Origin of the sequence: Megasphaera hexanoica (assembly GCF_043520715.1) — a bacterium.
GTDB lineage: Bacteria > Bacillota > Negativicutes > Veillonellales > Megasphaeraceae > Megasphaera > Megasphaera hexanoica.
In genome coordinates this window covers 319,112-344,140 of the sequence record NZ_CP171361.1, presented here as the reverse complement: position 1 = coordinate 344,140, position 25,029 = coordinate 319,112, and the positions used below count along the sequence as shown (strand labels likewise).

Genomic DNA, 25,029 nt, shown 5'->3' with positions numbered 1-25,029 from the left:
CTAACCTATGCCTACGTATGGTAACACAGCACTCACATTTACGGATCTGCGGAAACGAATGGATCCCGATGGAAAAATTGCCTGGATCATGGAAATCATGGCTCAGAGCAACCCGATTATGCAGCACATCCCCTGGATGGAAGGCAACCTGCCGACAGGCAACCAGACGACACTGCGCACGTCGTATCCCCATCCACAGCTCCGCCGTATCAACCGCGGAATCAAGCCGGGTAAATCGACGACACGTCAGATTGTCGATACCTGCTGCCTGATGGAAGGAATGAGCCAGGTAGACGTCCGTATCGTCAATCTGGCACCGGATAAAGAAGCGACACGCCGCTCAGAAGACGGAGCGTTCGTCGAAGGGTTTACCCAGGACCTGGCAAAATACATGTTCTACGGAGATACAGAAAAGAATCCGGACGAATTCAACGGCCTGGGAATCCGGTTCAATACCTTTACGGGCGACAAAGGGACCTATGGCTTCCAGACCATCAATGCCGGCGGTACGACGGAAAACAAACAAACGTCTATGTACATTGTAGACTGGGGAGAAAATGCTGTCACAGGTATCTACCCCAAAGGTTCCCAGGCAGGCCTGAAGATGGAAGACAAAGGCGAACATATCGTAGAAGACGCAGACGGCAGCAAATACAATGCCCTTGTCACCTGGTTTTCATGGGACGCCGGACTGGCTGTACAGAACCTGCGCAAAGTAGCAGCCATCCGAAACGTCGATGTAGGAACAGTTCCAACGGGTATTTCGGCGTCAGACCGGAAAAAACTCGTAGAAAACATCATCGTAGCCAAGAACCGCATCGTGAATCCGAAGCGCCCGATTCTGTATGTATCGGATAAAGTCTATACAATTCTCGAGCTTTATCTGAACGACAAGAACAACATTTATGTTACACAGAGCGAAGCCATCAATGGCATTCCCAAACTTTATGTACAGGGTCTTGAAGTATCGAAATGCGATGCTCTGAGCGACACGGAACCGGTTATCGCGGAATAGGAGGACACTATGGTTTACGATGGCGAAAATACGTTTTACTGGAAGAAAGCTTTGAACGGGACGACGACAGGAACATCAGATGTAATCAAGACGGGGAACGGGGATGCAGGCAATCCGCTGATTCTCCATGTCATGGCCCCGGGAGTAACAGCAGACCTGACCATTGAATTGCAGACCGCTGTCGATGAAGCCTTCACAAAGGCTGTAATCCTGGGCACGTATACAGTAAAGAAAGGGGACAATCTGAAGACGAAAGTCCCCTATGGCGACCTCGGATTTATGCGCATCAAATATACCGGAGCATCAGCCCTTACAGGCGGCACATTGTCGGCAGCACTTGTCTTTGATGCGGATATCGCATAATGACGGGAATCCCATTTAAAGATGCCGGGCCGAAACGGAGACTGGAAGACTTACATGCCAATGAACTGCGGCTCCGCCTGGAGAATGCCGGGATAGCCTATCCGGATGATGCAACCAAAAAAGAACTCGTCGAACTCGTCCGAAAGTACAGATTGTAGAAGGGAGGGGCTGCGGCCCCTCTGTCTATGAAAGGAGCAGCAATGACAGATACGGATATTTGCAACATGGCACTGTCCAATCTGGGTAAAGGTGTGATTGCCAATATGGAAGAAGGGATAGAAGATGCACGAGCCTGCAAGCTATTCTATGAAACGACGCGTCGTGAAGTCTTACGGGAATTTCCCTGGGGGTTTGCACACCGGATTGAGCGCCTGGCCGTAGTAGATACAGACGTTCCCGGCTGGAGCCATGCCTATGGCTACCCGGCCCAGTGCCTGAAGATCAATAACGTATTCAACAACGATTACCGGGGAAGATACGAGCGGTTTGATGTAATCAATATCGGCAGCAGCACTAAAGTCATTGTTACGGATTTTGAACCCTGCTATGCCGATTATACGTGGGACGTTGAAGATCCGGAACTGATGGATGATCTATTCATCCAGGGATTCGCCCATCTGCTGGCATCTAAAATGGCCATGCGCCTGACCGGTAACCCACAGCTGGGACAGAATGAATACCAGTTATATCGCGCACGGATAATGCAGGCACAACTGCAGGATGCCAGGGAACAGGAACCACATACCGTATTTGAAAGCAGCTATATCGCTGCCAGAAAGGGATGGAACCATGTCTAACCTCTATGTCATCCAGCCGGCATTCACGACAGGGGAAATATCACCGGCAGTAGGGAACCGTGTAGACATTGACCAATATAAGTCGGCCCTTCTCAATGCCGAGAATACTGTCATACGGCCCTATGGCGGCTGTTACAGGCGGCAGGGGTCCAAGTACATAGGCGAGCTGAAATACAGCGATAAAGAAGCAGTTCTAGTCAGTTTTTATAATTCAGAAACAGATGCCTATCTGCTGGAAGTAGGATATCAGTATATCCGGATCTGGAAAGACGGAGCGTATACAGGAACGGAATTAGCTACGCCATATACGAATCCGAAGCAATTACAATTCACGCAGAGCGGAGATATCATGTTCATCTGCTCCGGGACATATCCCGTCAAACAATTGCGTCATAAGGCAGATGGATGGGACATTGTGAATATGGATATCACGGAGCCATATTACGATCCGCTGCTGGATGCTTCAGAAAACAATAAGATAACCCCGTCAGGAACAACGGGGAATATCACGATAACATCCCAGCAAAGTATATTTGCCAAGGGGATGGAAGGAGGATATATCCAGCTCAGGCAGGAAATGGGCAGCCAGACAGTATCGGGAACATGGGGAGAAGAAACAGCATCCTGGACATCAGGCGAGCTATATGTCGGGGAAAAATGGAAAATCATCACGCATGGGACGCATCACTATCAGATTGTACTGCAAAAACGGGATACGGAAGGCGGCCCATGGAAGGAATTCAGGAAATATACCTCCAATGATGATCAGAATTATACGGAATCAGGAAGCGAAACAGCTCCGTGTTATTTGCGCATGATTGTAGACGTATGGAATGATGACGAGGCGGGCAAGTCAAAACTGACGGTAGATCTGACCCGTCTGCCATATACACACACAGGAACAGCCAAAATAACGGCCGTCAATTCAGGGACCAGCATTACCGCGACAGTCAAAGATGTCCTGGGAAGCACAGACGCTGTATCAGACTACGCCTTTTCTTCCTGGTCCGACTACTTTGGCTATCCCCAATTATCCTGCTTCTTCCAGGACCGTCTTATTTTTGCGGCGAACTGGAAAAATCCGTATACCTTATGGATGAGCCGGACCGGTGACTATCCCAATTTCTCTGTAGAAAAGACGGATGGGACCGTAACTGACGACAGTGCCATCAAAATGGATCTCATTGTACGGAACTCCTATCAGATACGCCATCTCATCCCATCTCAGGATCTGGTAGTCCTTACGTCCGGTAATGAATGGGTTATCAGTGGAGACAGCGTACTGACACCGACAAAGGCCTATCCCAAAGCCCAGACGATGCGCGGCTCTTCGACGTGCCTGCCTCAGCACATCGGCAACCGGATTATCCATGTACAGCGGTCAGGATCAACGGTCCGTGACCTGGGTTATCAGTACGAATCAGATAATTACAACGGGGATGAACTGGATATCCTTGCCACTCACCTAGTCAAGAATCATAAACTGCTTTCATCAGCCTATTGCCAGGAACCGGACTCTACCCTCTTCTTCGTCCGCGAAGACGGAGTATTGCTGGCATTTACCATAATTCGGGAGCAAAAGGTATTCGCCTGGTCCCATTTCGTCACAGAAGGAAAATATAAATGGGTCGTGGCTATCCCGCACGATGAAAACGACGAACTCTATACTATCATCGAACGGACGGTAAACGGACAGACAAAGCGATACATTGAGCAGTTTCCGGTGATGCGGGATGACCGGGACGAATACGCTGACAGCTATGTAACGGGAAGAGGAAATAGTATCAGCCTGCCTCACCTGATTGGGAAAACGGTCTGTATCGTAGGAGACGGCATCCGGCAGCAGGATGCCGTTGTACCGGCTGATGGTGTGGTGCAGCTGGATGAAACGTATACGCGGATCATAGCCGGACTGCCCTATGCAACGAAAATAGAACAGCCGGCCCTGGAAATCAACCTGAGTGAAGGTACACTGCAGGCCCGTATCCATAAGATAAATACCGTAACACTACGTGTAGAAAGCTCGTATGGCGGTAAAATCGGGCTTACGTTCGATAAGATGGATGAACTCCGGTATGACGATGAATATACACTGTATACAGGAGATATTACACAAAGTGTGCCTCTGTACAATATAGGGGCGAATACGAGAAATCACCTGTGCATACTCAGCGATGAACCGTATCCGTTCCGGCTGAATGCAATCATCAAGGAGGTAAGCATTGATGGCGGAATGGTCCGATCATATAACGGTTGAACGAATCACAAAAGAAACATTGCCGGATGTACGATGGCTGAAATATCGCCTGCGTCGTCAGGATGACTTAGAAATAAAAGCGACCGATACCAATCTGGAATCGCTGGCAATAGATGAAGAAATGGAAAACTACATCGTGTATACCTGTGGCAGCCCATTGATCTTATTCGGAGTCAGTAAAACACCGTTAGCAGGATACGGACACATGATATGGTGCGTAGCCAGAGACGATCTGTACAGCAACCACAAAAAAGAATTTGTCTCATTGGGAAACCGGATCCTGCCAAAATGGAAACAGAAATACCCCAGGATGTTCAACATGATTACTGTCAGCAACGAAACATCATACCGCTGGCTGAAAGCTATGGGAGCGAAATTCTCCGAAGCGTTCATGTTCAAAGACATGTCCTGGAAACTATTCTTTATTGAAAGGAGTGAACCGTATGTGCGGTGCAGCGGGAATGATTGCCCTGACAGCGATACAGGGAATCAACCAGTACAATCAGCAAAAACAGCAGTATAATGCCCAGGCGGCCATGTACAATACCCAGGCAAAACTGGCCGAAAATAATGCCCGTATCAGCCAGAAAAAGCAGGAACAGATTGCCGAGCAGTATGCAGCCCAGCAGTCCAAACTAAATGCCCGTATGAAACTGGCAGCCGGACAGACAGCCGCCCAGGCAGGTGCCAGCGGGCTACAGCTGAGCGGTTCCCCACTCGATGCCCTGGCATCCAGCTATAGTGCCTGGAACGATGACAGCCATACACTGCTGCAGAATCAGCGGAATGATATCTGGTCCGAACGGATCAATGAAATCAATTACCAGAACCAGGCCAACTCATATCGGGCCAGTGCAGCCAATATGCTGAGCCAGAAACAAAGTGCCCTGCTGGGGACCATTTTAGGGACAGCCGCCAATATATACGTCATAAAGAGCCAGTATGGCAGTGCCGGAAAGAATACCGGAACGGACAACGTATTTACTGGTCAGTATGATATCAATGCAGCCAATCATTATACTGGGAAAGATCCCGAACAAGGGCATTACACGTACGGCATAACGGCCAACAGTTTTACCGGCAAGTTCAGGCCATCCTATACGTATTCCATACGGCCCATAAATCTGGATCAGGCAGCGGCCCGGTACGATGCACTGTCATATAAAACGAGATACAGCGGTTTTGGAAATCTCAATCCCTATCCGGGATTTAAGGGAAAATATAAATATTAGGAGGACGTATGCAGATAAAAAGCTATAATCCGGCAGTCGATCCCAATACCATACATGGAAGCGTACAGGCTCCGGCAGACGCCAATGCATACGGAGCGAACACCTCTGGAAGCAAAGTATTACAGGCCGGGTTGAATGATGTACAAAAACAATGGCAGGCTTATATAGACGACCAGATTAGTCTGGCCGTTGTAGATGCCAGTAATAAGTATCATCAGGGATTAAATGATCTCCTAAATAATCCCGATACCGGACTGCTCACAAAGCAGGATATCAATGCACTGGATGTAATGAAACAGTATCAGGAAGGGGAAGTTAAAATCCGCCAGAATGCGCTGGGAGCCCTGCCAAATTATAAAAAAGCGCATGACGCCTTTTTGAAAATGGCGGATGATACAAATATTAATAAACTGGGAACTGTGATGCAGTACCAGTACAGTAAACAGAAAGAATATAAAGCCAACGTTCTGCAAACGCGCTTAGACCTGAACACCAACAATGTGGTGGAAGAAGGAGTCACTGCCAATGTATTTGCAGGGTTTGCCAAAAATGCAGCCACGATTGATGCATTATACATGAATGAATTAGGCAGAGAAAATCTGGCTCAAAAAAGGCGGGATGCCAATACAACAATGCTGACAAAATGGTTGGATAATATTATTGCAGATGGAAGCCAGACGTCATTAGATGTAGCAGGAGAGGTATTGTCCCAGGCAGGGGACTTTGTAAACAGTGCAGATCTCGCAAAATATACGCATATTGTATCTACTCATAAAAAAGAAGCGGATTTGACCAGGCGGGTTGATGCGGTATTAGATGCAACAGACGATAGAGCCGAGCAGCTGAAAATGTTACAAGAAGGCAATCGAAGGACCATAAGGCGGCTGATACATGGGGCAGGCGGGGCAAACGGAAGTAACAGCTATTTCGAAGCCAATGCATCCATAGAAAGCGCTGGCAGTGGGGACTATAATGCGTATAATCGAGATTCAGGAGCATTTGGTAAATACCAGTTTCTTCCCAGTACATGGGAATGGGTATCCGGACAGACCGGAGTAAACCCGGAAGATCATTCCCCAGAGGCACAGGATACCAATGCAAAATGGTATTGGAATTATCTTAAAAGTGAATTAAACGGTGATGAAGAAGCTACTTCCGTAGCATGGAACTGGGGACTGGAAAACGGGAGACGCTGGCAGCAGGGGCTGTCTACCGGTATGTATGATGGACAGGAATTCAGCTTCAATGAACCTTATAAAGGCAATATGGCAGTCACGGAACGAGTCCGCCGGTTAAAAGAACTAGCAGGGAATCAGAGCAGCAATCTGGTAGATGAAGGGTTCAAATACTCGATAGATGCGGGCTTAGTAGGTATACAAATGGATAATGGCAGAAATGGCTGCGCAGAGTTTGTAGGGAAGTTCGGGGCAAGTTACAGCGAGTTTCTGGCAAAGGAAGCCCAGAACAACGTGGTAAATGTTCCCATGATGGTAGAAGACGCAAAAAAAGACAACATACCTGTCGTGCCGTTTGATATAGAAAATCTGAATAAGGGAGACTGTATTTTCTATAAGACAAATGAAGGCAGCCAGGGGCATATCGTAATATACGACGGGAACGGCGGTTTTTATGGAAACTCCAGCAGTACCGGCCCCAATGGTACAACCATTCATGGCGGGGATATAAACATTCCTGGAATGGTACCGGAAGGAATTATAAAAACAGGGATAAGCGGAACGCAGGATAGATGGGTAGAAAGTGAAGAACAGATCTATTCAGAAGAAGAATTAGAAAAAGAACTGGATGCCCGCCGTGCCTTAAGAAAGCGGATTAAGCAGGAAGCCATTGAAGCAAAAGTAACGAATGCAAAGAAGCAATACGCGGACTGGGCATTTAATCATGCGCAGGCAACGGATACGGAACGCAGGCAGGCACTGGCAGGTATCATAGGAGATGATGAAGATCTAAAGATAAGCGTGTTAGGCGGTCAGGTAATATCCCTGGATAAAAGTATACAAAATAAAGCAGAAGCCATGGCCGCAAAGTCAAGAAAGGCCAATGTATTCGACGTACAATCAGTAAAAGCAGGGATTCATAATGGAAAACTGGATACAAAAGAAAAATTAAATGAATTTTTTTCAAATGTCGATAAGACCTTCACCCCCGACCAGGTAAATCAGATATACACAGAATTCGACAAGGTGCAAAACGGGGAAGGATTCGATATAGGCAACTGGCTGACAAGATATGATATGAACTGGGACACCGAAACATGGAAAGCCAACAAAAATGCATTGGATGTAATCGTTGGAGAGGAAGTAAATAAATATCAGCAGGAGCATAACGGAGAACAGCCAGATAAAGACACTATTCGGAAAATGGTAGTCAAAGCAACCACCCGATGGGATACCGGTGCCACTGCTGAATATGGAATATTTACAGACACACCATTAAAGCTGTCGCAGGTAGATGTAAAACGACTAGGATATGCAACCTGGGATTTAATCAAAACAGACGAAGGGACATACGTGAGGTTCTATAACTATGATTCCGATGGTAATCCGTACTTGGCCAATACGATTTATGCAACAGAATTGCCTGATTTCATGAAAAGGAATGGTATTAAATAAGGAGTATACAATGAAAGATACTACATTAGATCCCGGAGTACAAAGTGTAATTGATGATATAAATAACGGAAAGATGACGACAACATACCAGGCAGAAGGGAAGCCAGCACTTCTGTTTGATACCAACACGGTATATAGTGATGAAAAAGGAGAACAGTGGCGTAAAGAAAACGATTATGGGGGCACTTTATGGGACCGTGCGTCATCTAAAATCATGGACATATATCGTAACATGTTTAGCGATGATGCGATGAAAATGAAGGATGCCAAACAATATGGAGATGAACTGGGAATTTCTTCTCAGTTTCTAATGGATAATGAAGATGCGCTGGAAGAAGCAAGAAGAATTCATGACGAAGCCATACAATGGAGCTTTTTGTCAGGGCAGCCGTTTAATGCAGAAAACATTGATACCATGTATCCTGAAATAAAAAAGATGAGAGAAGCGGATTCAGTCGGCGCCTCCATAGCCCTGCAAAATTATCATGATTTAAAGGAAACACGAAACATCTTTAAACCCGTCATTGATTTTGCATCCTATACAGGCCAGCTATTTTCTGATGCGGCTGCCAGTGGTGCCGATATGGTCCGCCTCTATGATGCTCAGATGAAAGCCGTGGAAAGCGGGGATATCGAAGGAAACCGTCCCTATATCGAAGAACTGGCGAATAAACTGAATGAAGAAGAAAAGGCCAAACCAGATGATTTTGCAGGGGAAGTCGTGTATGAAGCAATAAAACAACTAACCATATACGGAACACAAGGAATTCGCGCATTGCAATACGTGCCCAAAAGTATGGCCTTGGCCATGACCGCTGCAGCCCCGGCAGCACTGGCCGCTGGAGCTTCTTCTCTAGGTATCGGGGCCGCAGCGGTAGAAACAGGGGCCGGACTGACCGGTGCTGCCTGGGGACTGCGTACGGGTATGTTTAAGGAAATAACCAAACAATCCATGGCAGACCGATACTGGGAACTGGCACAGCGAAAAGATGAAAACGGAAATCCTCTGTATAGCAGGGGGCAGATGCTGGCAGATAGTTCTGTCGTAGGGGGAATCAACGGGGCAGTAGAACTGGGACTGCTGGAATTTGGATACGCACCAATCAAAGCAGCCTGGGGCAATAAAGCCGCCCAAAGCATCCTGAAAAATGGAGCAGCCCAGAAACAGATCGTAGATGCCGGGAAACTGGCACTGGCCCGTATGGCGGCCTGGGGAGCAACAAAGCAGTATGCCCGCAGTGTAGGATCAGAACTGATAGAAGAAGGGGTCCAGCAGACAGTAAATGATGTAGCGGATAACCTGGAATACGCAATTCAAGGCCAGCAAGGGAAATACCACACAGCAAAAGACGTCCTGAATGATGCTGTAGATGCTATGGTACAGGCCGTTCCGGCAGCAATTGGTATTGGCGGTATGGGTGCTGCCGCGCACGGCATCGGGCATTATAATGGCATGTCTGCCATTGCCAGTATGAAAGTCAATGACTGGCGCGAAGCCTATCAGCGCCAGGTAGAAGAACAGACAATGGAAGCCCTGGTAAAGCAGAAAGAAAAAAATAACCTTGCCAAAGAGAATCCCGAAGTCTATGGCAAGGTTATTCAGGCACAGGCTGAAAAAAATGATATGGGTACGATCTATGTAGATGCCCAGGAACTGTCCCGTACAGATGAAGGAATCGCTGTACTCAATGATGCGGTACAGCGAGGGATGGTAACGGAAGACCAGGTGGAACAGGCCGTAAAGAACGGAACCGATATAGAACTCCCGACTGGGATATTTGCCCAGCTGAGTGATGAATCCTTCGATACAAAAACGCTAATGGATGCATCGACTATGAATAAAGGCGGCATACATCGTGCAGCCCTCCGTCAGCGTGCCGAACGTATGGAAGCCCTGCGTAAAGAATTACGTGATATAGCCAATGATACGTCTGACAGTGTATCAGAAGAAATCATGCAGGAGCATTTTGCAGACACGGATGAAGAAACCCAGGAACTGGCCAGAGATGTCGTGTACCGGAATCCCTATGATCTGGAATCGGCATATAAAGAAGCCGTAAAAGACACCCGGGAGCAGCTGGAAGACATCCTCGGATTCAATGCATATTGGAACTATAAACCTCAGGGCGTAGCCAAAGTCGTAGTAGACCAGGGCACCCATACCAATGTACAGACTGGCCGGGGCCTGCGCATGTCCAACAATGAAAAATGGTGGTCCGATATGTACAGTGATCTGGGCCGGAAAGCAACTAAGGAAGAAATGCTGTACATTGCATATAAAGACCAGAAAAACGAAGTAGAGCATTATGCCAGCCCGGAAGATGCGGCAAAATGGAATCAGGAAACGGGAGAGCTGCTGAGACGGTATGAAAGGCTGCGGGATATGGAACAGACATTCCATGAGCTCGCACAGGGAGATTATGCGCTCCGTAAATCCTTCCAGACGAAAGAAGGGGCAGCCGTATATAAACAGACAGCGCAAACATTATCTACTGCCGGGCAGAAAGCCTCAAAGGCGGCAAGAGAAAACGCGTATATCTATGCCCGTATGGCAGAACGCTGGGCAGATATACGTCATGAATACGGAGACACGGCCTACACAGCACAGGACTTTGCCAAGGCTCATCCTATCGTTATGAATCAGCAAGCGGGCCAATTTGGACAAGCTATGTATAATGTACGAAAATCAGGGACAAACACATTTGACGAATTTATCAAAAAGATCAACGATAGGAGACAAAAAGGAAAACCGGCAAACAAGCTAATGTTTATAGGTAATTCTGGTGTCATTTATGCAGAAGCCCAAGTAGTGCATGCCACAACACCACACCATGGACACGTTTTAAATGCCGGGCAATTGGATGACATTGACGCGCATATCGGTACGTTGCAAAACGCAGCTATATCCAACAAAAAAGACACCGCCGTTTTTTCAGGGATTCCCGTACTAACTCATGTAAAAGGGAAACTTGGAGATTATTATGTCGTTCTCGAAATTGACGATAAAGGGACCACATGGTTTAAAACAGGATTCCCGGGAAAAGCAGAATCTATTGAAAATATTATAAAAACAAAAATAGCGGAACATTCAGCTAGAATCCTTTCACATAACGCGCAGGGCCCTTCTAGTCAGAATAAAACCGCTATTTCACTTTCAAGTATACAAAAAGAGTTATCCAATGTCAACGAAAAATACAAGCAGGCAGGGCATGATAATCAAGCTTATCGACAAGGTCAGCTCCAGGCAGCCTATGACTCCCATACCGGTGCTATTCACCTCTTTGATGCGGCTGATCAGTCATCCTTTGTCCATGAAGCAGCGCATATGTGGCTGTCAGAGATGGAAGCGATGGCACAGAAAGACGGTGCTCCTGTTCAACTGATCACCGACCTGCAGACAATCCGGGACTGGGCCGGGTATGCGCCGGAAAGGCTGGATGATTATAAAGGAACAAAACTGGAAAAAGAATTTGCCGGACACGCAGAAGCCATTGAAAATGCCCGTAAGAGCGGCGATGACGTCGCCATTAAAGCTGCCGAAGAACGATGGATGCAGGAACGGTTTGCCCGTGGGTTTGAACGATATATAGCAGAAGGAAAAGCCCCGACAAAGGAGCTGACCGGGATCTTCCGCCGGTTCAAGAAATGGTTGATAGGAATCTATCAGGATCTGAAAAACCTGGGCAAAGAACCACCGGCAGACGTAAAACGTGTCATGAACCGAATGCTGGCAACAGACAAAGATATCGAACTCTGGGCCAAAACAAGAGAACTGAATGCCTGGGACCGCAAAGGATTTTCCGGGGATCTCACGGGGCCGGAAGGCGAAATGATCCGCAAATGGAGTGAAGAAGTCAAAGAACGCAGTAAGGAACGACTGTTGCAGGAATTCATTGCCTCTGAACAAAATAACTGGAAAACTCTGAGAGAAGAGTCATTGAAAAAAGAACGCCTGGACTATGAAAAACAGGTTTGTGATGAAAATGAAATCTACCGTATAGAAAATATATATAATCACATGCCGGAATCCCGTAGCATCATCCTGGAAAAGAATGGGTACAAAAACGAAGCCGCTTTCCGTCAGGCTCTGCATGATGCGGGAGGAACACTGGAAGAACGTTCTGCCACATACATGGAAGAACGAAAAAAACTGTATGATGACATGATGCCGACCTATGAAGATATCTGCAAAGAAGCAGATAAACAACTGGCATCGACAAATGGCCAGGCACGGCTGAATGATCTGGAACGGGCGGCAATGCAGCGAAAAATCAATGCATACATCGCAGAGTGTGTACGAGCAATGCAGGAATTAGGCCGTATAAAAGGTAGTGACGAAGAAGTCAGAGCCCAACTCCGTCAGATAATGGGCATTGCAGACCAGGAGGATAAAGCCCGTGTAGCTAAAGGGCGTATGGACAATATTCTGCTGAGCCGGAATGAAGAAATACGGGAACTGAAGAAATCACTGGCAGCCGAGCGGAAAAAGGATAAACTTACCAAAGAAGAAAATGAAACCCAGATAAAAAGCCTGAAGAAAGCACTACGTGAAGTCATCCATGGATTGAATCAGGTACGGGACATGCCGTCAGCCTCGTATGTAAAAATGCTGGAATTATCCAGACAGGAACTGGAAGATATGAAGGTATCAGAAGCGACAACGTGGAGGCACTTTGAAATCAAGGCCAAAGCAGCATCTCATCTGGCAGATCAGCACATGAGTGCCGGGAACTTTGAACAGGCATTGCTGGAAAAAGGAAATGCCCAAAAATTCTACTGCATGGCCAGAGCGGCCAAAGACAATGAAGAATACGTCCGGAAAGCGCTGGAAGGTCAGAAAGGGACACTCGACAACCAGGGCGATGAACGCTATGGCATAAAAGGGATACTGAACCGGATCAGCCGGGCGAAAAATCCGGTACGCATGGGCATGCATTCCCGGTATTTCCTGCAGCATCTGGCATATAATCTGGGAATCACTGACCGGGACGGCCGGCCTCCGACGCAGGACGGGAAAATTATCGGGTTGGACTGGAATTACATCTATCGGGATTTGTCGCCAGATTACTGTTTGGCTGAAGACTCAAACGGGAAAATAGATAAGCCCAATGAAAGCAGCATTGTAGCTCCATGGATTCGTAATATCGTGGATGGAAAAGAACGCATGAAGTATCAGGATCTGTCACTGGCTCAATTCCGTGATATCGATCAGGCTATTACGGCCCTGTATAAATCAGGCAGACGGGAGTATGAAGCAACGACCATCTTAGACGAAGAGGGCAAACAGGTCAGTATTCCGGACGCCGTAGAACAGTTATCCCAATCCATGAAACAGGACCTTGCCTGGAACCCGCAACAGACACTGAATAATCAGAACCGGAAAGGCAGACTGAAGGAAAAAGCATCGGACGCCATCTTGTCTCTGACGAAGATAGAAGTCATCCTGGAAGATATGGGACCGAAATGGATGCAGTATATATGGAATCCCATTGACCGGGCAGACCGGAAAGAAATCACTATGCAGCAGGAAGCTGTCAGGACGTTTGCCAAAATATGCCACATATACAGTCCGAAAGAATGGCAGCATATACGGAATGATAAAGCCTGGGCAGTAGGAGCAACAACGAATTTCACTCATGAACAGATATTGGCCATGGCACTGAATTGGGGAAATAAAGAAGGTCGCCAGCGTATCATGGATTATCACCATGTCAATGAAGCGGATATGGAAGACTTGTTTACAAGAGCACTGACTAAAAAAGACCTGGACTTCCTGGAAGCTGTTTGGGATTCACTGAAACAATATTGGCCGGAACGAAACGCCGTGCAGGAACGGCTCTACGGCGTAGGTTTGGGGCAGGTACAGCCGATGCCCTTCACGATCAATGGCAGGAAAATCAGCGGCGGGTATTATCCTATCCGATATGATCCGAAATTATCAGTCAAAGCCAGCGAACATGAGATGGATGATATTGTAAAAACACAATTATCTGGATCATCGACAATGGCAATCGGGATGGGAAGCACAAAGAAACGAGCAAAAACAGTACAAGGAATGGGCCTGGACCTGTCACTAGATGTATGGCCGGCAGCCATCAATGAAGCTATTCATCATATTTGTATGCGGGAAGCGGTAACAGACGTATATAAAATCATATCCCATCCAGACATCCAGAAAATCATCCAGGAAAATTACGGAATGCATACGTACGATGCGATCAAACAATGGACGAAGGACTGCTGGAAAACGGACGTACAGAAGATGACAGCCCTGTCCAGAACGCTGGAACGATTGCGCAGGAAGACGTCTTATGCTGTTATGGCTTTCAGAACCAGTACAGCCGTACTCAACGCCTTGAATATATTCCCAATGATGAACCGGATTGGGGCTATCAATACCATACGGGCACTAGGAGAGTTCGGAGCCGGTATCCTGGGAGGCGGAACCAAAATATATCACCAGAACCGGCAGTTTGTCATGCAAAACAGCCCCATGATGGCAGATCGGATCAATACGATTGACCGGGACCTGCAACAGGGAATGGCATTCCAGGTACAAAAAGGCAGTTCCCGGTTATCCGTAAAACTGCAGCAGAAACGGGACAGTATTGGCCGATACGGCTACTGGTTCATCACAGAAACAGACTTGATGTGCAGCATGGCACTATGGCGATACGCCTATAATCAATCACTGAGAGAACAGGTTCAGGCACAAAAAACGGACCCAGGAATTATTAAAGACCAGGCCGTACTGGCAGCCGATAAGGCTGTTCGGGATATATTCGGCAGTGGCCGGGTAAAAGATCAGCCGGCCATGATGCGGCAGAATGACATAATTGCGCAATTAGCCCCGTTCTATTCGTATAGTAATACGGTGTTGAACGCCATGATTAAGGGCGGGTATCAATGGAAGAAAGGCAACAGAATAGCCCTTTTCAATGCAATGCTATGGTGGGTGATACTGCCAACGGTATTTGAAACGGTATATCGTGAAGCCGTAGCCGGAGATGATGATCCAGAAAAAATTCTGAAGAAGATGGGCATCAAATTGGTTTCCAACACGGCACAGGGGATACCCGTTGTCCGGGATACACTGGAAGACGCCATGTATGTCATGCTGGGCCTGCCGTCGTTCCAAAACAGTAACCTATTGGGCTTATCCATGGGTGAAGAAGCCATAAAAGCACTCCAGGCCGGCTTTTCGCCTAATAAGGACTGGACTGATGTAGGGCGCAGTACCAGCCGGGCAGTGAACCGGTACTATGGATTCAGCGACACGTTGACAGACGGATTCTGGGCGCTGATGCGGTTCAGCATGGTCGATACAGACCGGAGCGTCAGCACACTGCTTAATTCCATCATTTTTGACAGGAGGTATAAGACATTGAAAGAACGTCAGCGGGAAGAGAGGAAGAAAGAAAAGGAGGCTAAAAAATGATCCAGGCCACAGAAGTAACAATTGTGTACCGTGGCGATGGCAAACAAACGGCATTTTCCTTTCCCTACCCTTATCGGACGAGTGGGGATATACATGGTTATCTCGTCGATGAAATGGGAATGGAAACGGAGATTGTAAGTAATTACCGATATGACACGGTAGAAAACACCTATATATACCCAGTTCAGGGAGATCCGCTTACCGCTGATATGAGTATCCGCTTATCACGGGAAACACCACTGCAAAACAATGTCGATTTACCAGACAAACTGCCGTTTTCACTGATTGAAAAAAGCATGGACTGGATAATCATGATGTTGCAGGAAACAATTTACCGTGCCAATTTAGCACCAATCAGCGCCCAGGAATCAGCAAAGCAGGCAGCCCTGGCCCTGACATATGCTTACAAAGCAGCGGATGAAGCAAAGTTGGCTGAACAGTATGAAAACGCAGCAGAAACAAATGCAGATCAGGCGAAACAGGAAGCGGCTACAGCAGCCAACTGGGCAGCAGAAGCCGCTGCTTATTCCAGTACAGCTTATGCAGCTTCCGCACCTGCCTGGGATGTATCAAAAACATATGATTATCCTGCTGTTGTTGCCTACGAGGATGGAAACAGTTATCGCTGTATTGGTAAGTCTATAACAGGAGAAAATCCACAGTCGTCACCGTACTGGGTCAAAGTAACATTAGATGGGGAAAATTACTTTGAAATCGATGAAACGGGCGGATTAATGCCTGCAACCAGTCCAACATATTCGTCACGCTGGGAACTGGACAGCAATGGAGACATCATGCCAAAGGGGTTACCGTCCCAGCGGGCGGGTGGACGGGAACAACAGTAACGCCGATACCAAGTAATTACGGGAAGATTACGTACAACGGGACTATGACCGTAGAATAGGAGGAAATATGGCTAAAACAGTAAAAATCAACAATGTAACGTATGAAAGTGTACCGCAGGTATCCATACCATTATCGAGCGGAACAGGGAATGCAAATTATTATGAAACAACGGGAGCAACAGCCACCGCCAGCGATATTCTGCAGGGAAAGACAGCCTTTTTAAATGCAGGGCAGTCTACTGGCAGTATGCCTAATAATGGTGCAATTGCGGGGGAAATAAACAAAAAAGACGGGATTTATACAGTGGCTGCCGGGTATCATGATGGAAAAGGCACTGTACAGCTCAGCGAAACCGAACAGGCCAAACTGGTAAGTGAAAATATTAAAGCAGGATCTACTATATTGGGAGTATCAGGCAAAACAAGCGTCGTAGATACATCTGATGCTACCGGTACATCAGGGACCATATTAAGCGGCAGTACGGCTTATGTAAACGGAGCCAAGATTACAGGGACATTGACAACAGCCAAAATTACACAAGACTCCACTTCCAAAATATTGACTATTAAATAAAAGCTATGGCAGAAGATATAAAAATAAACGGGCAAACCTATGCATCAGTGCCGGCGATTAACGTAACGACAACAACGGGTGGAACAGCAACGTATTTATCTTCAGATGATTTCTATACGAAGACGGAAATCAATGAAAAATTAGCAACAACCGGAACCGTCCAGACATTTTTTGAAATAGATATAAATGGAAGCCTGATGCCAAGCGAATCGCCGGCTTACTCTGCAGAATGGGAACTGATGGTAATGGCGATTTAGAACCAAAGGAGGAATAGAAAATGGCAACACGTAATATTGTGCCCAGAGCCGATGGAGAAGGGCAGTTGGGAACAGAAAGCAAAAAGTGGCAAAGTGTAAACACGAAAAAAGTGACTGCGGAGAGCGTAAATAGCACAGATGCAATCATTGAGAAAGTAAGGGCAATCACTATTACATCAACAGATTTGACAATAATAAATGGAATCACGACGTTACAGCGTAATAAAGCCTATGAAGTAGGTGATATTGCGTACAGCAAAAACCTGCCCTCATGGGCCTATTTGGAATGTATTACGGCTGGAACCACTGGAGATAAAGAACCGGATTTCAGTAGCGTGTCCTCTACGGGGGGGCAATAGCTGATATGGCCGACGGGAATGTACATTGGAGGGTAAGAGATACTCGTTGCCGCTATGAAGTCGGTGACATTATTGCTAAAACTACTACTCCAAAAAGCTACGAATACCTGTTACCATGCGACGGGTCATCTTTTGATAAGACTAAGTATCCTATGTTAGCTAATATATTTACAGATGGGAAAACACCGACATTAAATGATGGCCGTTTCTTAGAGGGTAGTACATCTGCAGGAACTAGTAAAAATGCTGGATTGCCGAATATCACAGGCAATTTCAGAAAAATATACACTTACAGTGACCAGATTGGCGTTAGTGGTGCCTTTTCGACACAAACAGGGGATACAAGTAGTGGGCCTAATTCGCAAGGAGCAGGGACATATAAGTCAGTAACTTATGATTTTGATGCCTCTAAATCTAATAATATTTATGGTGCTTCAAATACCGTACAGCCCAAATCGTATACGGTGGTTTATTACGTATGTTATGGAGGGGATATAAATGACAGAAATTATAGATGGCAACGCAACGTTTGTAGTACGGAAAAATGCTACCAAAGATGATATAAATGATATAAAAACCCAAACTGATTCTGCTTTGTACTTTCATGCAGGGGATAGTTTTAACTTACCCGCACTTATCCCTGCGGCATTCCTTACATCAAGTAACACACGGATACAATTTAGTATAGTACTTCCCAAACTAATAGGAGATGACGTAAAAACAATAGTAGCACAAGGGGAGTATCGATGTAGGCAGAATGATAATTATATAGCAGGAGATGCTACTACATATAATCATTTTATAACAGGCACCACTGATACTGTTGACAGATGGAGTGGAAATATTATTAATATTAGTATTTTTAACAATGATGATAAGGTAGCGTATCCGAACAGTATTAATAATGATACAGTTGGTTTATATTTAAATAATGTTACTATTGCATTTACATAGGAGGGCAATCATGAAAGAAAATGATGTAAATATCAACAGTGGTCATGCTCGTTTAGCCTTCGCTTCCAGTGTAGAATTACCTACCATACCACCTTTCTACGCTCTGGCTTATATAATGAAACTATAAAGGGGATTGTATGAGTGAACGCGATTTTCAAACGGAAGTTCTCGAACGGATGGCACGGCTGGAAGCGCAACTAAATGAAGCCCTGGATTCCGTGCATAAGCTGCAGGAACAATTCCAGGCTACAAAAGAACTGGCAATCATTGCAGATCAGCGTGGCCGTTCAGCTCATCATCGTATCAATTCAATGTATGTCATCGCCGGCATTATCGGCGGAGTCATATCATTTATTGTTGATTATTTTCGGAATTAGGAGGGATGCTATGAAAAAGATTGTCCAATTTGGACATTGGGCAGAGAAAAATTGGCTAGCTTTAGTCATCATGTTGTCCGTCATCATGATGATTTTTCTTTGCCTGATTTTATGTAGCTGGCTGTATGGGTATTGGTCCAATGCCTTACACGGGACAAAATTTGAACTCATGAGTTGCTGGTCCGGCGTCTCTGCCGTGGCCGGCGGCTTGGCCGGTATCGTAGGCCTGGCAAAAGCAGCTTGGACAAAGTATGGCATGGATTCACGTTATAACTCGCCAGTCGGAGCTATGCCCTTAAGATCGGAGGAGAAAAAATGAAAACATATATTGGAACTAAAGTTGTAAAAGCTGAATACTGCAAGGCATGGAAAGAAATGGGGAATCATCATTTAGGTGAAGATGGTTATAAAGTAACATACCCAGACGGATATATCAGTTGGAGCCCTAAAATGGTTTTTGAAAAAGCATACCATGAATTAAACTCTAAAATGACGTTTAGCCAAGCACTTGATGTGATGCTAGCATATAAATAGGACAAGTCAAACTGAGGTTTTCCATAAAGTGATACAATAAAAGTATATATAGGGGGCCTTAGTATGACGAAGTTCGACAAACAATTTAAAATGGATGCTGTCCAATATTACCATGATCATCGTGACTTAGGACTGATTGGGTGTGCCCATAATTTAGGAATTTCCCAACAGACACTGTCACGATGGCAAAAGCAATTACGGGATAATGGGGAAATGCCATATCGCGGATCCGGAAACTATGCATCTGATAAAGCCAAGGAAATCGCTCGTTTGAAACGTGAATTACGAGATGCCAAGGATGCCATCAATGTCTTAAAAAAAGCTATCAGCATTCTAGACAAATAATCCCCGCCATTTACCATAGCGTCAAACAGGAAGCCGAAAAAGCCCATCAGGGGAAACGCCATTTTTCGGTATCTGGAGTGCTGGCAGAATTGGGCGTTTCTACATCAGGTTACTATGGATGGAGTCATCGCAAATTATCCAAACAAGCTACGCACCGTAAGGAGGTAAAAAAACAGATTCAAACCATTTACGAAGATTCAAAGCAAATCTATGGAGCACCCAAAATTACTAAATTGCTTCAACAGAAAGGTGAATGTATTTCCGAAAGGACAGTGGGCCTTTACATGCGGCAGATGGGGATTCGTGCTTGTTGGGTCAAGCATTATACCGTTACGACCCAGAGCAGTTGTTTTGATGCCATATTAGTTAATATTCTGCAAGAACAATTTAATCCGCCAAGACCAGATACGATCTGGTGCAGCGATATTACTTATATTTGGACCACTGAAGGATTTGTGTATTTGGCCAGTATCATGGATTTATTTTCTCGAAAAATCATTGCCTGGAATTTATCCCGGAAGTTGGATGCATCTGGCATTATTAGGATGCTTCAAACGGCAAAGCAAACCAGGAATCCAGGCCGTCTGGTAGTAATTCACACTGACCGCGGTTGTCAATATCTTTCGCAATCCTATATCAAGGAAACCGCACAGATGTGCCGCAGCTATTCGAAGAAAGGCTATCCATGGGATAATGCCTGCATAGAATCATTCCACGCCTTGATTAAGCGAGAATGGCTGAATCGATTTAAGATTGAAAATTATCAACAAGCCTATATGCTGGTGTTTGAATACATTAACACGTTTTATAATACCGTTCGAATTCACAGTCACTGTAACTATATGTCACCAAATGACTATGAGAAATTATATGCAAACTACAAGAAAAAGGCAGCTTTGATTGCTGGATAACTGATTGATAAAAACCTCAATTTAACTTGTACTCAAACTTGACATAGGACCAATGCAATGAAAACAGGGCATAAAGTTGCTCGTGAAGGATGGAATGGAAAAAATCAACATATAGAGATTATTGATAGCATTAGTTATAAAAATCATCAAGGTGAAATAGTCAATGCTAAACACGAAACAATGGGAAATCAAGCCATTGCATTTGTAGGAACACAAGGCATACAAGTCGGTTGGCTAGCCAGTCAGAGTGACTTGTTAAGTCATGATTGGATTATTGTAGATCAGGAGTAAGTCATGAGACCGATAACACTAAGTGAATTAAAACAATTAGCCAGACAGTCCTATGACGGATTGTGGAGTGCGGCCAAGAGTATGGACCGGGATGTAAAACTATACTGCCACTGGACGGGCGGACATTATGTCCAACATTTTGACGATTATCATATCTCCATTGATGCGGATGGTTCGCTATATGTCTCAACGGACAATATGTCTGAACTAAAAGCTCATACCTGGCATCGTAATACCGGGGCAATAGGAATTGCTATGGCGTGCGCCTACAATAGCTTTTTAGGCTCCCATGCCGATTTAGGGCCCGAACCGCCAACAGACGCACAGATTGAATCTATGGCACAGGTCATTTGTGTATTAGCCGATGTGTTGGATTTGACGATTGATCTCCAAAGGGTTATGACACATGCTGAAGCTGCCGATAATAAAGATGGTCTGTACCTGCATGAACCGTACGGACCTGATGCGGATTGTGAGCGATGGGATTTATACGTGTTGAAAGAAGGAGATGCCCCATACACAGGCGGCGATATCCTTCGGGGAAAAGCCAACTTCTATCGCGCTCAACGATTATTATCCGATTAATAGGAGGTGATCCTTTTGTATCTGCCGTCAAAAGAGGAGGCTGAAACGATTGTTCAGAAAAATAAAACTATTCTTATTGCTGGCGTGTTGTGTTTCATTTTGGCTATTGCCGGGGCATGGCTGGTGTGCCGACACTACGACGATGCAGCCAGCGCAGAAAATAACAATATCATTGACACAGTACAATCAGCTGAAAGAGATAATCAACGAGCAAGAGACGATATTGGAAACGCTGCAAGCGCGATTGAACGTTCTCAAGAGCAACTCGACCGAGCAACAGCAGATATTGATCGAGCTACAGAATCAGTTACAAGATTGCAGAAGTCAACTGCAAACAACACAGCAGAACTTGACCAATGCCAAAAGCTCATTGAAACAGGCAGAGGAAACATTGCAGCGGCAAAGTCAATCTTTGCAAATATTGACAAAGAAAATAAAAGCAATGGAACACAAACAAGCAGTCATTAAACGCCAACGTGACACCTGGGCTGTTCTGGCCGGGGGGCTGGCGGTTTGCTTATTAAGCAACAAGTAAAAAAAGATAGCGTCCACTATATACGGATATAGGCGGGCGCTATCTAAATTATCATTACGGCCTTCTTATTGAAAAAATGACAAAAATTGACAAAAAAAAGATGGAAAAATAGGTGAAAATGTGAAACATAAGATACGCTAAAAAATTAAAAAGTCGCTATTTTATCAAATTCATGCCAATCATTTGCATAGTATGGGCAAGTAAGGGTATAATGAATAATTATATGGCAACAATTGTTCCATATAATTGATTATTATAGAATACATAAGGAGAGATTTTCATGTTATTTGATGCGTGTACCATAGGCGGCATCCATGCAGCCTGCCGTATTGTCCGTTCTGCAACGTTTGAAGGTATGGCTGATGCAGAAGGGCATCCGACAGATAAGCTCTGCCACATGTATGAAACACTGGCAGAAGGGGGAACGGGAATCATCATTACCGGCATGATTGCTGCTTCCAGACTGGAACCGCACCAGCATCACCAGATACTGCTCGATGACGATAGTTGTATCGCCCCCCTGGCAGCCATCACCCAGGCAGTCCACGCCAAAGGCGGAAAAATCATTGCCCAGATTGTCATCATGGGTTCGGCCATTATGGTTCCCGAAGGAGAAGACCGTATTATCGTAAGTCCAAGCGGTGTCCCTGATAAAATCGGCCGGACACTGCAGGAATCCCAGGCGCTGACAAAAGAGCAGATCCAGCGTCTCGTCGAAGACGTAGGACAGGCGGCGCTGCGTGCCCGCAAAGCCGGATTTGACGGCGTCCAGTTCCATGGAGCCCACGGCTATCTGGCCAGCAAATTCCTGACTCCTTATTATAATCAGCGCAGTGATGAATACGGTGGCGACCTCATGGGCCGTGCCCGTTTCCTCCGTCAGTGTATTGCTTCCATCAAACAGACCGCTGGCAGCGATTTTCCTGTATGGGTCAAATTGAACTGCGCCGATTTCATGAAAGAAGGCGGTATGACCGCAGAAGAAAGCCTGCAGGTCATGCACTGGCTGGCTGACGACGGCATTTCGGCCATTGAAATCAGTGGAGGCAATACATCCTCCCTGCCCCGCAAAGGCCCGATCCGCGCAATCCGGCGCACGAAAGAGCCCATGTACTTTGCCCCGTATGCAGAAAAAGCAGCCAAAGAACTGCAGGGCCAGACCGATATCGGTGTCGTCGGCGGCTGGAGAAGTGCCGCTGAGATGGAAGAATTCCTCAATACCGCGCCTGTATCGTTTATATCCATGTGCCGCCCGCTCCTCCGCCAGCCGGATCTGCCAAACAGATGGCGCCGCGGTGATACGGAACCGGCAACTTGTATTTCCTGCAGCCGTTGTTTCGGGGATACTGATGTAGATTGTATTTTCCATGATACAGCGGAAGAAGACTGACGTAAAAAGGAAATATCCGTATTGCGGCGAATATTCTAAGTATGACAAGGAATAGCGGCATCTGCCGGGAGAGGAGAGAATATCATGCTGATACTGTTGAGCCTGCTGGCCTTTATCGCTATGCTGTGTTCCTTCTTTCTCTTCCTGCCGCTTACGTATAGTCTGAGTGCAGATATTCAATCCCCATTTCACATCCGGACGGTCCTTTCCTTTCTGAATCACGGATTGTATTACGAGTGGGATTACGTTTTCGGTCAAAAACCAACGAAACTCTGCTATATAGGCTGGCATAAGGAACCCCTATCCGGTAGAGGACAGCCACCCGGTATTGTTCCTGACAAAAAAGACCCAGAAGAGCCAGACAAAGAAGAAGAGGACCCGCTGTCTGAAAACACAATCCGGGATGCCCTGCAGGGTGCAGACTCCCCGGAACCAGATGATGTCTGTGCCGCGTCCGATACATTCTGGTGGAAAGACTATGTATGGTCTGAAGACTTTCTTTCATCATGCCTGTCTTTCTTCCTGCGCCTTTTGCATCACAGCCGCATCCGCACCGTGCAGACGACAGGGACGTTAGGCCTATCTCAGCCGCATCAGACGGGTATGCTGTCCGGTTTCCTCTACATGCTCCTGCCACAAGCTGCGCAGGATCTGCAATTCGATTTCCTGAATGAAATATACGACTGCCACATACAAATAGCAGGACGCATCTATCCCGGTGTCATTGTGCTGTATGCCCTTTCCTTCATCGTTTCCCCGCCAGTCCGCCGGCTGCTTTGGGCCGTACGTCAGCACAGAAAGGAATTCGCTCATGGATAAAAATTATATAAAAAATAATTTAGAAACAATCTTTGAAAATTTCCAGAACATGATTAAAGTTGAAACGGTCGTCGGCCAGGCTGTACACATCGGCGATACGATTCTCGTTCCTTTTGTAGACATCACCTTTGGTTTTGGTACAGGAGGCGTGAACGGCAAAGAAGAAACAGGCCGTCAGAGCGGCGGCGGTGGCGGCGGTGCCAAAATGGAACCGACAGCTGTCCTGGTCATCAAAGGTGACCGGGTCGAAATGTTTTCTATCAAAAAAGGCGGATATCAGGCATCGGCCTTTGAAAAGCTGCTGACCATGGCTCCGGAAATTATCGACAAGCTGAAAAAGGATAAATACATCTACATTAAAGATGAAGATGAAACTACAGCCGCAGCTGAACCGGTTCAATCCGATGCAAAACTTTAAACATTTTGTCAATTATAATCACAGTATGGTCACAACCGTTGTACTTTCCGTTCTATTCTGATATAATATCTAAACAGACAGTAACCCTATTATTTTAATATAC

26 protein-coding genes are annotated in these 25,029 nt (G+C 46.0%); all 26 read left to right on the top strand.

Going from position 1 to position 25,029, the window contains the following annotated elements:
- Positions 1-7: 7 nt before the first annotated feature.
- Positions 8-1,015 (top strand): major capsid protein, encoded by a 1,008-nt coding sequence (locus ACGTIC_RS01585; protein ID WP_113855192.1) that lies wholly within the window; start codon positions 8-10, stop codon positions 1,013-1,015.
- A 9-nt stretch (positions 1,016-1,024) separates the two neighbouring features.
- Entirely contained in the window at positions 1,025-1,378 is a 354-nt protein-coding gene (locus tag ACGTIC_RS01580; RefSeq protein ID WP_113855191.1) for a hypothetical protein, read from the top strand.
- On the top strand, positions 1,378-1,536 hold the full coding sequence (locus ACGTIC_RS01575) for a hypothetical protein (RefSeq protein ID WP_162816197.1): 159 nt from the start codon (positions 1,378-1,380) through the stop codon (positions 1,534-1,536). Before ACGTIC_RS01580 ends, ACGTIC_RS01575 begins: the two co-directional genes overlap by 1 nt.
- A 42-nt stretch (positions 1,537-1,578) precedes the next feature.
- The gene (locus ACGTIC_RS01570; RefSeq protein WP_113855190.1) at positions 1,579-2,175 is read left to right on the top strand and encodes a hypothetical protein; all 597 of its coding nucleotides are present in this window, start codon (positions 1,579-1,581) and stop codon (positions 2,173-2,175) included.
- The gene (locus ACGTIC_RS01565; protein ID WP_113855189.1) at positions 2,168-4,432 is read left to right on the top strand and encodes a hypothetical protein; all 2,265 of its coding nucleotides are present in this window, start codon (positions 2,168-2,170) and stop codon (positions 4,430-4,432) included. Before ACGTIC_RS01570 ends, ACGTIC_RS01565 begins: the two co-directional genes overlap by 8 nt.
- Positions 4,401-4,955, top strand: coding sequence for a hypothetical protein (locus tag ACGTIC_RS01560; protein ID WP_113855188.1), 555 nt, complete (start codon positions 4,401-4,403; stop codon positions 4,953-4,955). Before ACGTIC_RS01565 ends, ACGTIC_RS01560 begins: the two co-directional genes overlap by 32 nt.
- Positions 4,876-5,664 (top strand): hypothetical protein, encoded by a 789-nt coding sequence (locus ACGTIC_RS01555; protein WP_162816196.1) that lies wholly within the window; start codon positions 4,876-4,878, stop codon positions 5,662-5,664. The genes ACGTIC_RS01560 and ACGTIC_RS01555 overlap by 80 nt, the downstream gene beginning before the upstream one ends.
- 131 nt (positions 5,665-5,795) lie before the next feature.
- A complete protein-coding gene (locus ACGTIC_RS01550; RefSeq protein ID WP_162816195.1) occupies positions 5,796-8,294 on the top strand; it encodes a transglycosylase family protein in 2,499 nt (832 codons plus the stop codon).
- A gap of 10 nt (positions 8,295-8,304) precedes the next feature.
- Entirely contained in the window at positions 8,305-15,732 is a 7,428-nt protein-coding gene (locus ACGTIC_RS01545; RefSeq protein WP_113855185.1) for a hypothetical protein, read from the top strand.
- Complete coding sequence (locus ACGTIC_RS01540) at positions 15,729-16,577, top strand: hypothetical protein (RefSeq protein ID WP_113855184.1); 849 nt, start codon at positions 15,729-15,731, stop codon at positions 16,575-16,577. The genes ACGTIC_RS01545 and ACGTIC_RS01540 overlap by 4 nt, the downstream gene beginning before the upstream one ends.
- 67 nt (positions 16,578-16,644) lie before the next feature.
- Positions 16,645-17,151, top strand: coding sequence for a hypothetical protein (locus ACGTIC_RS01535; RefSeq protein ID WP_113855183.1), 507 nt, complete (start codon positions 16,645-16,647; stop codon positions 17,149-17,151).
- Positions 17,152-17,156: 5 nt separating this feature from the next.
- Complete coding sequence (locus tag ACGTIC_RS01530) at positions 17,157-17,408, top strand: hypothetical protein (RefSeq protein ID WP_162816194.1); 252 nt, start codon at positions 17,157-17,159, stop codon at positions 17,406-17,408.
- Positions 17,409-17,428: 20 nt separating this feature from the next.
- Positions 17,429-17,767 (top strand): hypothetical protein, encoded by a 339-nt coding sequence (locus tag ACGTIC_RS01525; protein ID WP_113855181.1) that lies wholly within the window; start codon positions 17,429-17,431, stop codon positions 17,765-17,767.
- Between the two features lie 152 nt (positions 17,768-17,919).
- Positions 17,920-18,327 (top strand): hypothetical protein, encoded by a 408-nt coding sequence (locus tag ACGTIC_RS01520; RefSeq protein ID WP_162816193.1) that lies wholly within the window; start codon positions 17,920-17,922, stop codon positions 18,325-18,327.
- Complete coding sequence (locus tag ACGTIC_RS01515; protein WP_113855180.1) at positions 18,266-18,721, top strand: hypothetical protein; 456 nt, start codon at positions 18,266-18,268, stop codon at positions 18,719-18,721. The genes ACGTIC_RS01520 and ACGTIC_RS01515 overlap by 62 nt, the downstream gene beginning before the upstream one ends.
- A 137-nt stretch (positions 18,722-18,858) precedes the next feature.
- The gene (locus ACGTIC_RS01510) at positions 18,859-19,098 is read left to right on the top strand and encodes a hypothetical protein (protein WP_113855179.1); all 240 of its coding nucleotides are present in this window, start codon (positions 18,859-18,861) and stop codon (positions 19,096-19,098) included.
- Between the two features lie 10 nt (positions 19,099-19,108).
- Entirely contained in the window at positions 19,109-19,417 is a 309-nt protein-coding gene (locus ACGTIC_RS01505) for a hypothetical protein (RefSeq protein WP_113855178.1), read from the top strand.
- On the top strand, positions 19,414-19,632 hold the full coding sequence (locus tag ACGTIC_RS01500) for a hypothetical protein (protein WP_113855177.1): 219 nt from the start codon (positions 19,414-19,416) through the stop codon (positions 19,630-19,632). The genes ACGTIC_RS01505 and ACGTIC_RS01500 overlap by 4 nt, the downstream gene beginning before the upstream one ends.
- A 63-nt stretch (positions 19,633-19,695) precedes the next feature.
- Complete coding sequence (locus ACGTIC_RS01495) at positions 19,696-19,977, top strand: transposase (RefSeq protein ID WP_113855176.1); 282 nt, start codon at positions 19,696-19,698, stop codon at positions 19,975-19,977.
- Positions 19,914-20,888, top strand: coding sequence for an IS3 family transposase (locus ACGTIC_RS01490; protein ID WP_113855175.1), 975 nt, complete (start codon positions 19,914-19,916; stop codon positions 20,886-20,888). The genes ACGTIC_RS01495 and ACGTIC_RS01490 overlap by 64 nt, the downstream gene beginning before the upstream one ends.
- 57 nt (positions 20,889-20,945) lie before the next feature.
- The gene (locus ACGTIC_RS01485) at positions 20,946-21,179 is read left to right on the top strand and encodes an MW1434 family type I TA system toxin (RefSeq protein WP_113855174.1); all 234 of its coding nucleotides are present in this window, start codon (positions 20,946-20,948) and stop codon (positions 21,177-21,179) included.
- Positions 21,180-21,182: 3 nt separating this feature from the next.
- Positions 21,183-21,764, top strand: a complete 582-nt coding sequence (locus tag ACGTIC_RS01480) for an N-acetylmuramoyl-L-alanine amidase (RefSeq protein ID WP_113855173.1) — start codon at positions 21,183-21,185, stop codon at positions 21,762-21,764.
- Between the two features lie 15 nt (positions 21,765-21,779).
- Positions 21,780-22,232 carry a hypothetical protein gene (locus ACGTIC_RS01475; protein WP_162816192.1) on the top strand — a complete coding sequence of 151 codons (453 nt, stop codon included), beginning with the start codon at positions 21,780-21,782 and terminating at the stop codon, positions 22,230-22,232.
- 347 nt (positions 22,233-22,579) lie between these two features.
- Positions 22,580-23,689, top strand: a complete 1,110-nt coding sequence (locus tag ACGTIC_RS01470; protein ID WP_113855171.1) for an NADH:flavin oxidoreductase — start codon at positions 22,580-22,582, stop codon at positions 23,687-23,689.
- Positions 23,690-23,773: 84 nt separating this feature from the next.
- Positions 23,774-24,508 carry a hypothetical protein gene (locus ACGTIC_RS01465; RefSeq protein WP_113855170.1) on the top strand — a complete coding sequence of 245 codons (735 nt, stop codon included), beginning with the start codon at positions 23,774-23,776 and terminating at the stop codon, positions 24,506-24,508.
- Positions 24,501-24,926: a GerW family sporulation protein gene (locus ACGTIC_RS01460; protein ID WP_059076252.1), complete on the top strand. Its 426-nt coding sequence runs from the start codon at positions 24,501-24,503 to the stop codon at positions 24,924-24,926. The genes ACGTIC_RS01465 and ACGTIC_RS01460 overlap by 8 nt, the downstream gene beginning before the upstream one ends.
- Positions 24,927-25,029: the final 103 nt, after the last annotated feature.

Bases quoted from the DNA above. Each gene is read 5' to 3' on its own strand.
- ACGTIC_RS01570 (WP_113855190.1), top strand. From the start codon at position 1,579: ATGACAGATACGGATATTTGCAACATGGCACTGTCCAATCTGGGTAAA.
- ACGTIC_RS01510 (WP_113855179.1), top strand. From the start codon at position 18,859: ATGAGTGAACGCGATTTTCAAACGGAAGTTCTCGAACGGATGGCACGG.
- ACGTIC_RS01540 (WP_113855184.1), top strand. From the start codon at position 15,729: ATGATCCAGGCCACAGAAGTAACAATTGTGTACCGTGGCGATGGCAAA.
- ACGTIC_RS01580 (WP_113855191.1), top strand. From the start codon at position 1,025: ATGGTTTACGATGGCGAAAATACGTTTTACTGGAAGAAAGCTTTGAAC.
- ACGTIC_RS01520 (WP_162816193.1), top strand. From the start codon at position 17,920: ATGTTAGCTAATATATTTACAGATGGGAAAACACCGACATTAAATGAT.
- ACGTIC_RS01575 (WP_162816197.1), top strand. From the start codon at position 1,378: ATGACGGGAATCCCATTTAAAGATGCCGGGCCGAAACGGAGACTGGAA.
- ACGTIC_RS01565 (WP_113855189.1), top strand. From the start codon at position 2,168: ATGTCTAACCTCTATGTCATCCAGCCGGCATTCACGACAGGGGAAATA.
- ACGTIC_RS01465 (WP_113855170.1), top strand. From the start codon at position 23,774: ATGCTGATACTGTTGAGCCTGCTGGCCTTTATCGCTATGCTGTGTTCC.
- ACGTIC_RS01560 (WP_113855188.1), top strand. From the start codon at position 4,401: ATGGCGGAATGGTCCGATCATATAACGGTTGAACGAATCACAAAAGAA.
- ACGTIC_RS01545 (WP_113855185.1), top strand. From the start codon at position 8,305: ATGAAAGATACTACATTAGATCCCGGAGTACAAAGTGTAATTGATGAT.
- ACGTIC_RS01585 (WP_113855192.1), top strand. From the start codon at position 8: ATGCCTACGTATGGTAACACAGCACTCACATTTACGGATCTGCGGAAA.
- ACGTIC_RS01470 (WP_113855171.1), top strand. From the start codon at position 22,580: ATGTTATTTGATGCGTGTACCATAGGCGGCATCCATGCAGCCTGCCGT.
- ACGTIC_RS01530 (WP_162816194.1), top strand. From the start codon at position 17,157: ATGGCAGAAGATATAAAAATAAACGGGCAAACCTATGCATCAGTGCCG.
- ACGTIC_RS01495 (WP_113855176.1), top strand. From the start codon at position 19,696: ATGACGAAGTTCGACAAACAATTTAAAATGGATGCTGTCCAATATTAC.
- ACGTIC_RS01505 (WP_113855178.1), top strand. From the start codon at position 19,109: ATGAAAAAGATTGTCCAATTTGGACATTGGGCAGAGAAAAATTGGCTA.
- ACGTIC_RS01525 (WP_113855181.1), top strand. From the start codon at position 17,429: ATGGCAACACGTAATATTGTGCCCAGAGCCGATGGAGAAGGGCAGTTG.
- ACGTIC_RS01535 (WP_113855183.1), top strand. From the start codon at position 16,645: ATGGCTAAAACAGTAAAAATCAACAATGTAACGTATGAAAGTGTACCG.
- ACGTIC_RS01485 (WP_113855174.1), top strand. From the start codon at position 20,946: ATGAAAACAGGGCATAAAGTTGCTCGTGAAGGATGGAATGGAAAAAAT.
- ACGTIC_RS01460 (WP_059076252.1), top strand. From the start codon at position 24,501: ATGGATAAAAATTATATAAAAAATAATTTAGAAACAATCTTTGAAAAT.
- ACGTIC_RS01515 (WP_113855180.1), top strand. From the start codon at position 18,266: ATGACAGAAATTATAGATGGCAACGCAACGTTTGTAGTACGGAAAAAT.
- ACGTIC_RS01480 (WP_113855173.1), top strand. From the start codon at position 21,183: ATGAGACCGATAACACTAAGTGAATTAAAACAATTAGCCAGACAGTCC.
- ACGTIC_RS01555 (WP_162816196.1), top strand. From the start codon at position 4,876: ATGTGCGGTGCAGCGGGAATGATTGCCCTGACAGCGATACAGGGAATC.
- ACGTIC_RS01500 (WP_113855177.1), top strand. From the start codon at position 19,414: ATGAAAACATATATTGGAACTAAAGTTGTAAAAGCTGAATACTGCAAG.